At 39.7% G+C, this 15,481-nt stretch carries 12 protein-coding genes and 2 tRNA genes; 7 read left to right on the top strand and 7 right to left on the bottom strand.

Annotation, left to right across the window (positions count from 1 at the left end; genetic code table 11):
• Nucleotides 1–359: 359 nt before the first annotated feature.
• Entirely contained in the window at nt 360–2,867 is a 2,508-nt protein-coding gene (locus tag C9J51_RS07575; protein ID WP_045040794.1) for an ABC transporter permease, read from the bottom strand.
• Nucleotides 2,860–3,582, bottom strand: a complete 723-nt coding sequence (locus C9J51_RS07580) for an ABC transporter ATP-binding protein (RefSeq protein WP_045040793.1) — start codon at nt 3,580–3,582, stop codon at nt 2,860–2,862. The genes C9J51_RS07575 and C9J51_RS07580 overlap by 8 nt, the downstream gene beginning before the upstream one ends.
• Between C9J51_RS07580 and C9J51_RS07585 the strand changes: the two genes are divergently transcribed.
• From C9J51_RS07585 to C9J51_RS07595, 3 genes are all read left to right on the top strand, one after another.
• A complete protein-coding gene (locus C9J51_RS07585; protein ID WP_045040792.1) occupies nt 3,581–4,192 on the top strand; it encodes an arylesterase in 612 nt (203 codons plus the stop codon). The genes C9J51_RS07580 and C9J51_RS07585 overlap by 2 nt on opposite strands.
• Nucleotides 4,192–5,019: an SDR family oxidoreductase gene (locus tag C9J51_RS07590; protein WP_045038217.1), complete on the top strand. Its 828-nt coding sequence runs from the start codon at nt 4,192–4,194 to the stop codon at nt 5,017–5,019. Before C9J51_RS07585 ends, C9J51_RS07590 begins: the two co-directional genes overlap by 1 nt.
• Before the next feature lie 431 nt (nt 5,020–5,450).
• On the top strand, nt 5,451–6,305 hold the full coding sequence (locus C9J51_RS07595) for a co-chaperone YbbN (protein ID WP_045040791.1): 855 nt from the start codon (nt 5,451–5,453) through the stop codon (nt 6,303–6,305).
• Between the two features lie 74 nt (nt 6,306–6,379).
• Here C9J51_RS07595 and C9J51_RS07600 read toward each other — a convergent pair whose 3' ends face one another.
• Together C9J51_RS07600 and C9J51_RS07605 are read right to left on the bottom strand one after the other, a co-directional pair.
• Entirely contained in the window at nt 6,380–6,790 is a 411-nt protein-coding gene (locus tag C9J51_RS07600) for an META domain-containing protein (RefSeq protein ID WP_045040790.1), read from the bottom strand.
• A gap of 146 nt (nt 6,791–6,936) precedes the next feature.
• Nucleotides 6,937–7,962: an OmpA family protein gene (locus C9J51_RS07605; RefSeq protein ID WP_045038220.1), complete on the bottom strand. Its 1,026-nt coding sequence runs from the start codon at nt 7,960–7,962 to the stop codon at nt 6,937–6,939.
• Between the two features lie 712 nt (nt 7,963–8,674).
• On the opposite strand from C9J51_RS07605, the gene C9J51_RS07610 reads away from it, so the two are divergent.
• Both C9J51_RS07610 and C9J51_RS07615 read left to right on the top strand, forming a co-directional pair.
• Entirely contained in the window at nt 8,675–9,340 is a 666-nt protein-coding gene (locus C9J51_RS07610) for a winged helix-turn-helix domain-containing protein (RefSeq protein ID WP_045038222.1), read from the top strand.
• On the top strand, nt 9,327–9,764 hold the full coding sequence (locus C9J51_RS07615; RefSeq protein WP_045040789.1) for a hypothetical protein: 438 nt from the start codon (nt 9,327–9,329) through the stop codon (nt 9,762–9,764). The genes C9J51_RS07610 and C9J51_RS07615 overlap by 14 nt, the downstream gene beginning before the upstream one ends.
• A gap of 26 nt (nt 9,765–9,790) precedes the next feature.
• Here C9J51_RS07615 and cueR read toward each other — a convergent pair whose 3' ends face one another.
• On the bottom strand, nt 9,791–10,183 hold the full coding sequence (gene cueR / locus C9J51_RS07620; RefSeq protein ID WP_045040809.1) for a Cu(I)-responsive transcriptional regulator: 393 nt from the start codon (nt 10,181–10,183) through the stop codon (nt 9,791–9,793).
• 102 nt (nt 10,184–10,285) lie between these two features.
• Between cueR and C9J51_RS07625 the strand changes: the two genes are divergently transcribed.
• Nucleotides 10,286–13,198, top strand: coding sequence for a cation transporter (locus C9J51_RS07625; RefSeq protein ID WP_045040788.1), 2,913 nt, complete (start codon nt 10,286–10,288; stop codon nt 13,196–13,198).
• 200 nt (nt 13,199–13,398) lie between these two features.
• Complete coding sequence (locus C9J51_RS07630; protein WP_045040787.1) at nt 13,399–14,262, top strand: TraB/GumN family protein; 864 nt, start codon at nt 13,399–13,401, stop codon at nt 14,260–14,262.
• A gap of 869 nt (nt 14,263–15,131) precedes the next feature.
• Here C9J51_RS07630 and C9J51_RS07635 read toward each other — a convergent pair.
• Together C9J51_RS07635 and C9J51_RS07640 are read right to left on the bottom strand one after the other, a co-directional pair.
• Nucleotides 15,132–15,208 (bottom strand) — tRNA-Pro (locus C9J51_RS07635).
• 148 nt (nt 15,209–15,356) lie between these two features.
• Nucleotides 15,357–15,432 (bottom strand) — tRNA-His (locus tag C9J51_RS07640).
• Nucleotides 15,433–15,481: the final 49 nt, after the last annotated feature.

Below are 15,481 nucleotides of genomic sequence, written 5' to 3' on the forward strand. Positions count from 1 at the left end.
GTCTCCATTAGTAACCTTATTTAAATAGAATATTAGATTTAAAGTAGATATATTTCAAATATACCTATCTATATCTACCTATTTAAATCAATCTATCTTGCTATAAATAGCTTATCAATCTAATGTCGCCCAAACATCCATTAAATCGTTATGAGAATAAATTTTAAAATAAGAAAAACAACGATAACTAACTTCATCTCAAATAATTGCTCTACCGCCTATTCCATAAAATATAAAATATTTAAAAATAAGCTAAAGCCACATTAATATATTGTTATCATTCTTAACAACACTCAACTTTATAGCTTTAACTTATTTTTTGATCTCTAATAATAATTAAACTAACCAAACACGATTCATCACCGCAACGGCAACAACAACTTGTTGATCTGCGTCCGTGACACCAAATACACTAACCCAATAGCCAGTACAGGTAAGCCTAACCACATTAATGGATGTAAACTAAACGGCAATTCAAACCCTTTAACCACCAGCAAACCTACAATAAATTCTGCGCCTACCGCAGCAATTACACCAGCCAACAATGCAATGATTCCATACTCAAACCATAACGTAGCAGCAATGCGTTTTCGGCTTGCACCTAAGGTGCGGTATAACTGAATTTCGGTTTGGCGCTCTGAAATACTCAACCGCAACAACGTCATGATCAACAGTAAGCCGCTGACAACACCTAACCCAGCTAACACAGTCAACGACCAACTTACTTGCGCCAATAAGCCTTGAATACGGGTTGCCATCATTCGTAAATCAAGCACACCCACAGTGGGATATTGGCTGGCTAAGGTATTTAATAATCCATTTTGTTGCTCACCAACTCGAAAGCTGACTAATCCCGTTGAGGGAAATGATTGCAACACATCCGGCGTAAAAATAAAGTAAAAATTGGGCTTCATATTGCGCCATTCAACATGTCGAATGCTGTTAACGGTGGCGTTAAATTCCAACCCGCCAACGGTAAATGCCAACTTATCACCCAAGCGAATATTCAACCGTTTAGCAATTCCAGATTCAACCGAAACACCTTCCGCTTTACCCCATTGCCCTTTGGTGACCACATTATGGCTTGGCAGTATTTTCGCCCACGTAAAATTAAGTTCACGCCTTAAAGCAGGATCAACACTTTCATCATCTGCCTTTCGATTTAGCTCATTACTTATCTCAATATTATTTTCAGCTTGATCAGTCGCTGTTTCATTGGATGTAGCGTAAAAACGTTGATCGTTAATTGCAACTAACCGCCCTCGCGTTACTGGATAGCCTTGCGAACGGGTTAGATTAGCTTTATCTAAATCAGCTAAATAGCTTTGCTGTTGCTCAGGGGCGATATTGAGTGCAAACACATTCGGCGCATTCGCAGGTAGGGTATTTTGCCAATCAGCGAGTAATTCATTGCGTAATAACCCGATTACGGCCAATAACATTAATGAACAAGTTAACGCCACCAATTGAGTCGCAGTTTTGGTTTTACTGCGATTCACACGGCTTAACGCTAAACTATAAGCTGCGCCTAATTTCACTCGTTGTAATAACGCGATAGCGACTACACCAATACCCGCAAAAACCAACAACAACCCCACGATACCTAACAGGGTTAACCACACTAAAAAATTAGTGCCAATCCACACGATAGCCGCTAACACAGGAAGCAATAACAATAGCCATGCCAAACGACTAGAAGTGGGTGCTATTGTCGATACTTGTACTGAATTGATCGCGGAAGTTTGAACTAACCGTGACAACGGGATCCCTAACGCTGGTAGTGCAATTAACAATGCCAACAATAAACTGATCACAAAAGGCGCAATTCCCATCGCCGGTAGCTGATCGGGTAATAAGTTTTGCAGGGGATAACGCAGCAACCACTCAAGCCCTAATCCGAGCGTTAAACCAATAACAATCGCAACCACAAACACGAGTCCGATCTGAGTTAATAGCCAGCGCCATAAAAAACCTTTGGTCGCACCAAGACTTTTCATCATCGCCACCGCCGTCTTACGCGTTGTCGCATAGTGTTGGCAAGTTAGCACTAACGTAGCAGCAGCCATTAATACCACCAGCACTAATGTTAGCGATAAATATTGCCGCGCACGTTCAATAAAATCACCACTGCGTCCGGCATCATTTTCAGTTAGCCACCGTTGACTTGGGGTTAAGATTAATTGCTGACGAATATCAGCCAATGACTTATTTGAACCTAAGAAATAATAACGATAGCTGATGCGACTTCCCGGCTGAACCCCACCCACCGCTTCAATATCTTGCTGATTAATAAATACCGTCGGCATTTGGCTAAACGGATTAAACGATAACTCTGGATCCTGAGTAATACGACCACTAACGGTTAACTCAGCATCACCCAGCATGAGTACATCACCAACTTTCACGTTTAACAGCGAAAATAAACGCTCAGCTAACCATAATTGCTGCGGTTTTACATGGTGTTCTAATAACGCGGCATCTGCACTTTGTAAGTTAAGTTCACCCCGTAATGGAAAGACTGAGTCGACAGCTTTAACACTCACCAACTGCATGCCGTTATCACTAAATGCCATAGTGCCAAAACGGATTTGCTGAGCGACTTTTACCGCATCGGTTGATAATGTTTTAAGCTGCGAAAGATCAATCGGCTGTGAAGAAACAAGCACGCTATCAGCCGTTAATGCGGATCGTCCTTGATCAACAATGATCGCTTCTACTCGGCTCACTAATGCTGATAACGCAAACACACACGCGATAATTAAACTCAACGCTAAAGTGACTAACCATAATTGACCTTGGCGAATTTCACGCCATGCCCAACGCACAATAAATGATCGATTATTAGTGGCAACAGCAGTATTAAACATCGCGATCATCCTTGTTTAATGGCTTATTATCAGCCCTATCCTGTGCTTGATTTAATATGCCATTATCTAATCGCAGCACTCGATCGCACCGTGCAGCTAAGGCATCATCATGAGTCACTAATATCAGGGTAGTGCCGTTGTCTCGATTAAGCTCAAACAATAACTCAATCACCATTGCCGCCGTTTGTTGATCTAAATTTCCTGTTGGCTCATCAGCAAATAGAATTTTAGGGTTGATCATAAACGCACGTGCTAATGCTACCCGTTGTTGCTCGCCACCTGATAATTGGCTTGGTAAATGGGTCTCTCGTCCTTGTAAACCAACAACGGCTAACAGTTGTTTCGCACGTTCAATATCGATCGCTTTATTTTGAATCAAACATGGCAGAGTAACGTTTTCTAACGCATTTAAGGTCGGTAATAATAAGAAATTTTGAAACACAAACCCAATCGATTCACTGCGCAACTGCGCCCGTTGTTCATCATCTAAGCGCGTTAGATTATGACCTAATAATTCGATCTCACCGGTTGTTGGCACATCTAACCCTGCCAGTAACGTCATTAGGGTCGATTTTCCTGCACCTGATACACCGACTAACGCAATTGACTCACCTTGCTCGACCTCAAGCGAAACATCCTGCAAAATGGTCATCGGCGACAAGGTTGTCGTAACCTGTTTAGAAACAGCGTGTGCTTTTATTACGGAGATTGACATGATACGAATCCTTTCATTATTAATGCTGTTATTTTCATCGACAGCATTTAGTCAAACGCTATTAGTCTTAGGTGATAGCTTAAGTGCGGGTTATCAAATGCCTGCTAATAAAAGCTGGCCGATACTACTACCTGAAATATTAGCCCAACAATCCCAACCAACGACAATTATCAATGCCAGTATCTCAGGCGATACCAGTGGTAATGGGTTAGCGCGTCTGCCACAACTGCTTAAGCAATATCAGCCTGACATAGTATTAATCGAATTAGGTGCAAACGATGGCTTACGCGGCTTTGCTCCTAAAATACTACGCAATAATCTCAGTCAGATGATCACTTTAATTAAAGAAATGGGATCCCAACCGTTATTGATGCAAATCGAAATCCCACCAAACTACGGCAAACGCTATAACGAACTGTTTCGTAATATTTACCCAGAGTTAAGCCAATCGCTTAACATACCGCTATTGCCTTTTTTTCTTATTGATATCATTGTTCAACCGCAACTAATAATGAAAGATGGAATTCATCCAACCGCTGAAGCACAACCGCTTATTGCTCAGTTTATGGCACAACACCTTAAACCCTATCTCAACAAGGAAAGCTTATAATGACGACTTCTATCTTAATTACTGGCTGTAGTTCTGGTATTGGCTATTACTGCGCCGCCGAACTCAATAAATTAGGCTATAACGTCATCGCCAGTTGTCGCCAACAACGCGATGTTGAACGATTAAATAGCCAAGGTATTCATTGTATTCAACTGGATCTTCGTTGTTCTGAATCGATTGATCGCGGATTAAAACAAGCATTAGTTTTAGCTAATGGTCAACTAGATGTGTTATTTAACAATGCGGCTTATGGCCAACCAGGAGCATTAGAAGATTTATCTACAGAGGCATTGCGCGCTCAGTTTGAAACTAACTTCTTTGGCTGGCATCAACTAACTCGTGCAGTGATCCCGCTGATGCTACAACAAGGCCACGGCAAAATTATTCAGAACAGTTCAGTATTAGGTTTAGTTGCGATGAAATACCGCGGCGCCTATAACGCCAGTAAATTTGCCATTGAAGGTTATACTGATACGCTTCGATTAGAATTAGCGAACACTCCTATAAAAATTGCATTAATTGAACCCGGTCCCATTGAAAGTCATTTTCGCCAAAATGCTAAATCTCAATTTGAACAACACATTGATATTAATCACTCTCGTCATCATGATGCTTATCAACAAACATTACATAGATTAGGCACTACAACCCCAAATAATAAGTTCACTTTAGGACCCGATGCCGTCTTTAAGCAAGTATTGGCTATAATTAACAGTAAGCGTCCAAAAGCACGTTACTATGTTACTCAACCGACATATATTTTTGGCTTTCTTCGTCGTATATTACCGACAAAATGGTTAGATAAACTGCTAATAAAGAGTAATTAATTAAATATAGGCCATAATGACAACGTTTATTATGGCTAAATTTATCTATCACATTTGAAAAACATGGTGATAAAAACAACATCTAAAAATTAAATGTCGATATGTCCGCTAATTTCCGCACTTAAAGTTAAACAAATAGCCTTTAAATCCACATTATCAAACCACTCTCATAAAAACCATAATAACGTCATATTAGTGTCACAATAAAAAGTTACAGTAGCCTTAAGTCAAAAGACTCATGCCATTAAAAATCGTCTTCTCTGAGGTGTAGTATGTCGTTGCGCCAAATTAATCTTATCTGTCTCTGTATCACAATCGCAGTAATGGTTACGTTTAATAATTAATATCATTTACTGCTATTTTCTTGATTCAACTCGATTCATCCCCATATATTTGATATAGCCCTTCAAATAGCCAATGGATATCAGCACATGTATCAAAATGTCGCTCTTGAATTAAACGAACAGAATCTCCAGCAAATCATCGATCAATCGATGCAAACGCCTGTAGCTATCAGTTTCTGGGCACCTTCAATGCCAGAAACGCTTGAAGTGAATGCCACTCTTGAAAAAATTGCGCGTGAGTATCAAGGTCAATTTACCCTTGCAACAGTGAACTGTGAAACTCAACAGACGGTTGCTTCACAATTTGGCGTACGTGGTTTGCCTACTGTGGCCTTATTTAAAAATGGTCAGCCTGTTGACGGCTCTGCGGGTCCACAAACAGAACAAAGCTTACGTGAGATGTTAACTCGTCATCTACCAACGCCAGAAGAACTACAACTGCAACATGCGTTAGCGTTAGTAGAAAGCCAAGATTACAACCAAGCATTGGCATTACTACGCCAGCTAGCACACAAATTCCCTAAAAATAGTATTATTGAACTTGCGATTGCTGAATGCTTAGTGGCTGCGGGATTATTTGATGAAGCAGAGTTAATTCTCGACACGATTCCAATGCAAGATCAAGATGCGCAATATAAAGGATTAATTGCTAAGCTTGAATTACATAAACAAGCGAGTAACTCTCCTGAAATTCAGCAGCTAGAACAAAAATTAACGGCAAATCCAACCGATGCAAATATTACGTTCGAACTTGCAGTTCAATACAGCCAAGTCAACCGTAATGAAGAAGCATTGGCACTCTTATTAAATATCCTACGCAGTGATCTTAACTTTGCTGACGGTAATGCGAAAAAAACCATGATGGATATTTTAGCAGCACTAGGGCAAGGAAATCCTATTGCTGGGACTTACCGTCGTCAACTGTATTCATTACTTTATTAATTTATAGACCAATAAAAAGGCCCGTCAGCGTTATGCTCACGGGCCTTTTTTATTTAGCATATTTAATCTAAGCATTAACGTGCATTTGTTTTCTCAAACACTAAAAATTTATTACCTGAGTCAATAACCAATGTATTGTTAATAACCTCAATACTGGTTGCACTGCGTAATACATTCAGCATATTTTCTTCTTGAGTAACAAGCTCAGGTAAGCAAATTCTACGGCTAACAACAGGCAGCGTAAAACTACCATCAGCGGCAATTAAACGACCTTTAAATTGATTACACCCGGTAAAACCAGATACTTTCATATCAGCATTAATCGTTAATTTAGGTTTATGCTTAGTCACACCAGGAATATATACCCCACCTTTAAGTGTCCAATCACCAATAAGTCGGGTTGACTTATTTAATTGCTGATTAGAAAAACATCCTGTTAATGAAATCGCTAATAATAGTAATAAACAATATTTACTTTTTTTCATCATCGCTCTATAACTCAATCTTAATCTCAATAGACTGCTTTATTCATTCAGAAACAAGCTATTGAGATAATAATCACATAAAACAATGCCGATGATCTCTCATCGGCATTCATATTCAAACTATACAGTCTGTACTATCGTCTTAATTACTTAAGGATGATTTGTACTGAACGCTGAACATAGTTAGTGCTGTCAGCTGAGTTAGTTTGGATTGGGTTGCTGTTAGCTACGTGAGAAACAGTTAAGCGAGATGCGCTAACGCCGTTTGCTTCAAGGAAGCTAGCAACGTTCTCTGCACGTGCTGCAGAGATTTTTTCGTTGATTGCTTGGCTACCAACTTTATCAGTACGACCGATAATTTGAGCGTTAACTTCTGGGTTAGCTTGCATAGTTGCAACAACTTCGCCTAGGTTGTAACGGCCGTAGTCGTTTAACTTAGTTTGACCATTTTGGTATGGAAGAACGTAAGAAGAACGAGTTGGGATTTGTGCTTCAACAGCAACTTCTTTAACAACTTCTACAGTGTTTGTAACAACTGCTGGTGTAGCAGGTTGACCAAACTTGTATGTCATACCCCAGTACGCTTGAGTTAGATCAGCGTGACCTTTTGAAGTACGTAGGTTTTGGTAGTAATCAGCACCGATTTGAGTAGATAGTGCGTGAGTGATCTGGTAAGACAGACCTAAACCACCAGTTGCTGAGAAGCTATCAGAATGCATGTGGAATACTTGGTTAGCATCTTTGTCATTAGCATAGATGTAAGTACCACCTACTTTAGCGAATGCAGATAGTTTCTGTGTAAGAGGTAGATTACCTTTAATACCTACAGTTGCAAGGTTTAGGTCAGAGTTACCTAGGTCATGCATGAAGTCGTAGCTAGCGTATACGCCAACATATTGGTTAAAGTCGTAACCAGCATCTAGTTTAGCACTTGGAGCGCTAGTTTGACCGTTGAATGCGCCAGAATCTGCGCTACCAACATAACCCATACCTAATGCACCACCAACCCAGAAGCCGTGACCTTGACCAGCGTACCAGTGACCAGTTGCTGCAGATTGAGTTAATGCAGAGTTATTTGTAGCCGTTGCAGGTGCATCAGCAGCCATTGCAGATGTAGCAACGCCTAGAGATAAAGCTGCTACTACAGCTAGAGATAGAGATTTCAATTTCATGTTTAACTCCATTGGTTAAATGCTTTAAAAACTTTCTAATTGTCTGCCCATATAAGTGCGTACTATCTATTTTTTTAAGCGTGTATCGCAGGGCAGTATTTTTTAGGAACCCCTCTATTCTGTGACTGAGTTCGCATTAAGGCAAATAATAAAAAATGATGTTCACAATTAATTGTTGTTTTTTCACACGTGTCAAAAAAATGACTTCTGAAAAATAAATCTTTCAGAAATAATTTAGATAAATGAAAAAAACGTTTTTTTTAAACGATTTAATTCATATAAAAAAAGATAAAATTAATAATTATTTTGAAATTTAAACAAAGCAAACAACAAGTTAAATTTAAAATCTCCTTAAGACATTACCTAAAAAAAAATATGAAAAAGATACCATTTTATACTATAGATAATGTGATAAATAATCATATAGCACTATTTAAGGTTCGAATTATCCTTTATCATCTCTTCCATAAATATTTTTTTTTGTTAGCATTTGCTTTGAAAATAAAGATTCGAGATATGTAATGGACTTTTCCATGGTCGAAATAGAAGAAGTAACTCCCCTGTTGCACTTTTATTTACTGCCAAAAATGATGCTTTTATGTCGCTATAAAAAACCAGACACTTCGATATTAAAAGTAATAACAATAAAAAAAGCCGTCGTCATAGAGACGTATACTGCGCAAAACAGATACTAAGATAGGTAGTTAAAGCCATGATCATATATAAATACGGTAAGGATGTTTTTGAACCGCAAAAAAGCGCTTATACCAACCAAGAGGCCACCACTAAACTTAGTGCTAGCGAAACAAAGATCCTCCAATTTTTAATTGATAACAGTGGCGAAATTATCAGTCGAGAAAAATTATTGGAAATTGGCTGGCCAGATAAAGTCGTTGTACCAAACTCTTTGAATGTAGCTATAGCTAATTTACGTAAAGCATTTAAAAGTAAAAATGAAATTATCATTACGATTAAAGGTGCAGGCTTTACCATTGCCAATAACACTTTTATTCAACAACAGTTTCAACCAGAAATTATCGTCGATAATGAACAACACCAAACTGAACAATTGCAACCAATCGATAATCATACCGATAATAATGCGATTGGCACCGATACTAATCACACCAAAGTATCATCAACAAACCAATCATTTCCAACCATGGCCAAAATTGGTTATAGCATCTGTTTAACGGTTATGTTTGCTTGGGTTATGCTTTGGGCTAGCAGCTGGCAATCTCCACCTTGCGTTACCGTCAATAATCAAAAGATTTGTGGTAATATTGAATTGCTCAACTTACAAAAGCTGCCACAAAACTTGAGTGGTAAAAATACGGTTTACATTGATACCACTGGAAAAATGTATGAAAAAATTTAAATATCTCGTCATAGCGTTGTTAATTTTGATGCTATATCCTGTTATTAACGGTATGGGGTGTGACTTTAACTATAAATACATAAATCCCAACCACGAACAGTTTGGTAGCTGTAAATTTGGGCAATACACTTTAATTGATTACCCAAACCCAAAACAAGATAATGGCTATACGGTATTAAAAGGTCTTTATTTCTATGCCTTTGGCAATGCAGCAGTATTAGTTGTCGATACTGAAGATCACACGAAAAAGATCACCGATGCAGCGATTGAAAGCCTCAATTGGACCAATGAGCGGTTTTGGCGTCAATTCAATCTCAAGCGATTAGACAATAAAACCATGGTTAGCTACAAATCATCACCTAAAAAGGAATTGCATGTTATTCCTTATGATGGAACCTTATCTCTAACCGATAGTGATCACTAACACACTAACGGCTAAATAATCATTATTTAGCCGTTTTTAGTTAAACTATCTAAAATTGGACAGCGTGCGCTTTTATCCCCAGGACACTGATCCGTTAACGCCGCTAATGTCAGTTTAATTTGTTTTAACTCTTCAATTTTATGATCTATTTCTATTAACTTTTGCTGTGCTTTCTGCTTAACATCTCGACTATGACGATCTGGATTAGTCGATAATGCAAGTAGTTGTTGGCACTCATCTAAAGAAAACCCAATCATTCGAGAACGTTTAATCAATAACAATTCAGCTATATGGCTAGCATTGTAATAACGATAACCATTAGTCCCTCGTGGCGCGGCACTGATTACCCCTTTACTTTCATAAAAACGAATCGTTTTAGCCGTTAATCCTGTTTGTTTAGCAACATCACTAATACTCATCATTACTAATTCTCTCTCTTTAGTTAAACAACCCTTGACATTATAGTTACTGGAAGGATTATGCTAAACACACTATTTAATCTAAGCATCAAAGGCGAGCACATGAATACCATTACTCTTCCTCTTGCCAATGTAAGCTGTATGCATTGCGTTAATAAAATTCGTGATGCCATCAGCCTACTACCTAATATCCAACTCATTGATATTGATACTGAACAACTAACAGTCTCTACCGACAGTTCTTTACCTGATTTGTTTGACGCAATTACAGCATTAGGCTACCAAGTTGGATTCCATTATCAATTACCCCTTGCAGGATTATCTTGCGGCCGTTGTGTTGCTAAAATAGAACAGGCTCTAAGTGAACGTCATGACATTGCACATTTTAACATTAGCAAACAACATGCTGATGTTTCTGGCTCAATCAGTGAGCAAGCACTAACAAACATCATTGTTGAATTAGGTTATCAAGTCACAACAACTTCAGCAGCGCAACATTATGATTTTACATTAAGTGGCCTTTCTTGTGGTAAATGTGTGGCTAAATTGACCACCGCATTAACTCAAGACAATATTGAAATTATTACACTAGATAAAAATGCACTCAGTGTAATAACATCATTAACTGCCGACGATATTATCGCTATCGTGGTTGCAACAGGCTATCAAGCAGTATTAAGCACTGATATTCAACCAACAACTGAGGCTGATACAGTTATCGCCCCTGAGCCTGAGCCTGAGCCTGAGCCTGAGCCTGAGCCTATTATCGCATCTCAAGCCAATGTAACCCAATTACTTCTATCTGGATTAACTTGCGCCAGTTGTGTTGCATCAGTAGAAAAAGCCATAAAGGCCGTAGAGGGTGTTGATAGTGTTAATGTTAACCTTGCTGAGCGTACGGCTTTAATTTACGGACAAGCATCATCACAAGCCGTTATAGAGGCTATTGAGAGTGCCGGTTACGGTGCAGAAGAAAGTGAAGATGATCAAACCCGTCGTATTCGCCAACAACAGCAAAACCAACAAACATTTAAAACCCATATCCGTAATGCAACCGCTTCTCTAGCATTAGGTGTTCCATTGATGGCATGGGGGATCTTTGGCGGAAGTATGGTCATTGATTCAACAACCAGCCAAATCAGTTGGGGTATTATCGGTCTGATCACTTTGGCGTTGTTAGTTACAGCAGGTAAAGACTTCTATATCAATAGCTGGAAAGCTTTCTTACACCACCGCGCCACGATGGATACCCTAGTTTCATTAGGTACAGGGGCTGCATGGTTATTTTCAATGACCGTTGTTATTGCACCTCATTTATTCCCATTAGCTGCTCGTCATGTGTATTTTGAAGCATCAGCAATGATCATCGGTTTAATTACCATTGGTCATGCATTAGAAGCGCGGGCTCGTAGCCGTACATCAAAAGCATTAGAACGCTTAATTGATCTTCAACCTCAAACTGCGATTGTGGTTGAAAATGGCCAAGAAACAGAACGTCCACTAAGTGCTGTTATAAGTGGCATGGTTTTACGCTTAAAACCAGGAGCTAAAGTTGCAGTAGATGGTTGTGTTATTGACGGTAACAGTTACTTAGATGAATCAATGCTGACAGGTGAACCTTTAGCGGTACACAAAAAAGCAGGCGATTACGTTCGTGCAGGTACCATTAATCAGCAAGGCAGTTTACTGTTTAAAGCGGAACATATTGGTAGTGACACCATGTTGGCGCGTATTATTCAATTAGTCCGTCAAGCACAAAGTAGTAAACCTGCACTGGCACGTTTAGCAGATACTATCTCAAGTATTTTCGTACCAAGTGTCATGATTATTGCCATAATAACCGCTGTGGCTTGGTATTATTTTGGTCCGCAACCGGCTTCTGTTTATATGCTTGTTGCCGCAACAACAGTACTTATTATTGCCTGCCCATGTGCATTAGGCTTAGCAACACCAATGTCAGTAACCGTTGGTGTTGGACGGGCCGCAGAGCTAGGTATTCTCATTAAAGATGCCGAAGCAATGCAACAAGCCGCAAGTATTGATACCGTGGTATTAGATAAAACAGGTACTTTAACTGAAGGTAAACCACAAGTTGTTGATTATAAAATTTATAATGCATTAACTCGTGAACAACTGATTCAATTAGCGGCAAGCTTAGAGCAAGGATCTGAGCATCCACTTGCCAATGCAATTGTTAAATCAGCACAACAACAGCAATTAGAGATCTACCCTCATAGTGACTTTATGACATATTCAGGACTCGGTGTTTCAGGGACAGTAGATCAACACCAACTTCTGTTAGGTAATGCTAAATTCATGGTTCAGAATAATATTACGATTAACCATGCTGAAGCAGATTTCAATTTCATTGCTAACCAAGGTGCGACACCTGTTTATCTGGCACAAAATGGTATTTTAGCGGGAATCATTGGTATCAGTGATCCATTACGTAAAGATTCATTATCGGCCGTTAAACGGATGCAAAAGATGGGTCTTAAAGTGGTTATGCTAACAGGTGACAGTGTTAAAACTGCCCAAGTTATTGCAGATAAACTCGGGATCACTGACGTCGTTGCTGAAGTATTACCAGATGGTAAAGCGGCACAAATCACCTTATTACAACAACAAGGCCGACGCGTAGTTATGGTGGGGGATGGTATTAATGATGCGCCTGCTCTAGCACTGGCTGAAGTTGGTATTGCAATGGGTAGTGGTACTGATGTTGCGATTGAAAGTGCACAATTTACCTTAATGCGCCATTCACTACACGGTGTTGCTGATGCATTAGAGTTATCAAAAGCAACACTACGAAATATCAAAGAAAACTTATTTGGTGCCTTTGTTTACAATACTTTAGGCATTCCAATTGCTGCTGGCGTGTTATTCCCTCTTACAGGAACACTGCTTAGCCCTGTTATTGCAGGTGCAGCGATGGCGTTATCATCCATTACTGTAGTAAGTAATGCTAACCGGTTACGTTTATTTAAGCCAAGCCGACAAGATCAGGAGAAATAATATGTGTTTATTATTAGGCGTTGCAGCAATTGGATTTATTGTCTGGTGGTTCTGGCTTAATCCACGTTCTCGTAATTCAAAATAATACGAGTCCAGTAACTGGATAATCATATTAAGGCTACTTCGGTAGCCTTTTTTGATCTCGTTTTCTATCAATCTTTGATATAAATTAATCAATATTATTTAATTTATGGTGACGCATGTTCAAATCTCTCTTATCCAAAGCATTATTGGTGCTGCCTTTTATTGCCCAACCGATACTTGCCGATCCTATTGTTTGGAAAATTTATGACCAACAGCGTGAATTTTATGTTTTAGGTTCTATTCATGCGGGTAAAGAAGCAATGTTCCCCCTACCTGATATATTTCTCGAACAGTGGCAACAAGCTGATGCCTTAATTGTAGAAGCTAATATACTGCAACAATCAACAGCTACGCCCACACTATCCCCGCCCTTTACGCACCAAGCATTACCTGAACCAGTACTCAAAAAATTAAAAAAAATCACTACCGTATTGAACATTCCATTTGAAGCATTATTGCAACAACCACCGTGGTTAACGGCCGTAACGCTACAGCTGGCGCTAGCTGATAAGCTCGACCTTAAAGCAGATTATGGTATCGACTATGTATTATTACAGCGCGCACAACAGCAGCATCTTCCTATCCTTGAATTAGAAAGTGTTAGCCAACAATTTAAGATGTTAGAAAACCTGCCAGAAAATGGCGCACCAATGCTAATTGACACTATTAATGAATGGGACCAAACCCAGTCATCATTACGTTGCTTAGTGAAAGTGTGGCAACACGGAGACAGTGAAAAACTTGAACAACTTTTTCAAGAAAGCCAATTTGATCCAACCACTGATGATGCTTTAATTTTTAATCGTAATAAGCATTGGGCTGAAACACTCACACACACCGCCCCCTATCAATCAGGAAAATTTATGATTGTGGTTGGTGCCTTTCATTTAATTGGCGATCAAGGACTGCCTAATCTAATGAAACAACAAGGATTTAAGGTTGAGAAAATCACCTCCAGTACAGAAGCTAATTGCAACTAAAGTGGGGTTTTCTTAATAGTGGTCGGTGAAGAGCAATATTTTAATAGAATTGATTAACTGACCGTATTTGAAAGCCTTCGATTCCTTATCGTCCTCGTGGGTATTCAACGATAGCAAGGTGAGTAATTAACATAACGAGATGAAGGGGTTATCATCCGTCATCTCGGAAGGGAGGCACGAGCTATCCGTGATCTATTCATCACGCACTTGAGCATTAAAGACGCCCTATCGCTGCGCTCCATAATCTTACTGCCAGTAATGGCGAAAGAGGACTTAAAATTAGCTCATAAACTTATTATAATTAGTATTAATAGTGATCAGTGAACCCCCGACCCTCAGGTCCGCCACACCTAACATCAGAGATGCGCTATCAAACTACGCTATTCACCACTTTCTACAGACGAAAAAAAACCTGAATCTTTCGATTCAGATTTCTTAATAGTGGTCGGTGAAGAGCCAAGGTTCTAATTTCGGTGAACCCCCGACCCTCAGGTCCACCACACCTAACATCAGAGATGCGCTATCAAACTACGCTATTCACCACTTTCTACAGACGAAAAAAAACCCGAATCTTTCGATTCAGGTTTCTTAATAGTGGTCGGTAAAGAGCCAAGGTTCTAATATCAGTGAACCCCCGACCCTCTGGTCCGCCACACCTAACATCAGAGATGCCCGACTAAACTGCACTATTCACCACTTTCTACAGGCGAAAAAAAACCCGAATCTTTCGATTCAGGTTTCTTAATTGTGGTCGGTGAAGAGCCAAGGTTCTAATATCCGTGAACCCCCGACCCTCGGGTTATCCAAGCTACTATCTATTTTCTACAGACGAAAAAAAACCGCATCTTTCGATACGGTTTTCTTAATAGTGGTCGGTGAAGAGGGATTCGAACCCCCGACCCTCTGGTCCCAAACCAGATGCGCTACCAAACTGCGCTATTCACCGACTAATTCTTTTCTAGGAACGCTACTAGAAGGGTCAACCCTCTGGTCCGCTATTCCTAACATCAGAGATGCGCTATCAAACTGCGCTATTCACCGACAATGTTTAGGCTTACAAGGCCAAGGTCTCTAATAAAAGATAACCTGAATAATGGGGTGGCTAACGAGGCTTGAACTCGCGACAACCGGAATCACAATCCGGGACTCTACCAACTGAGCTATAGCCACCATTGTAAGTGGTCGGTGAAGAGGGATTCGAACCCCCGACCCTCTGGTC

The organism is Photobacterium iliopiscarium (assembly GCF_003026395.1).
GTDB classification, from domain to species: Bacteria; Pseudomonadota; Gammaproteobacteria; order Enterobacterales; family Vibrionaceae; genus Photobacterium; species Photobacterium iliopiscarium.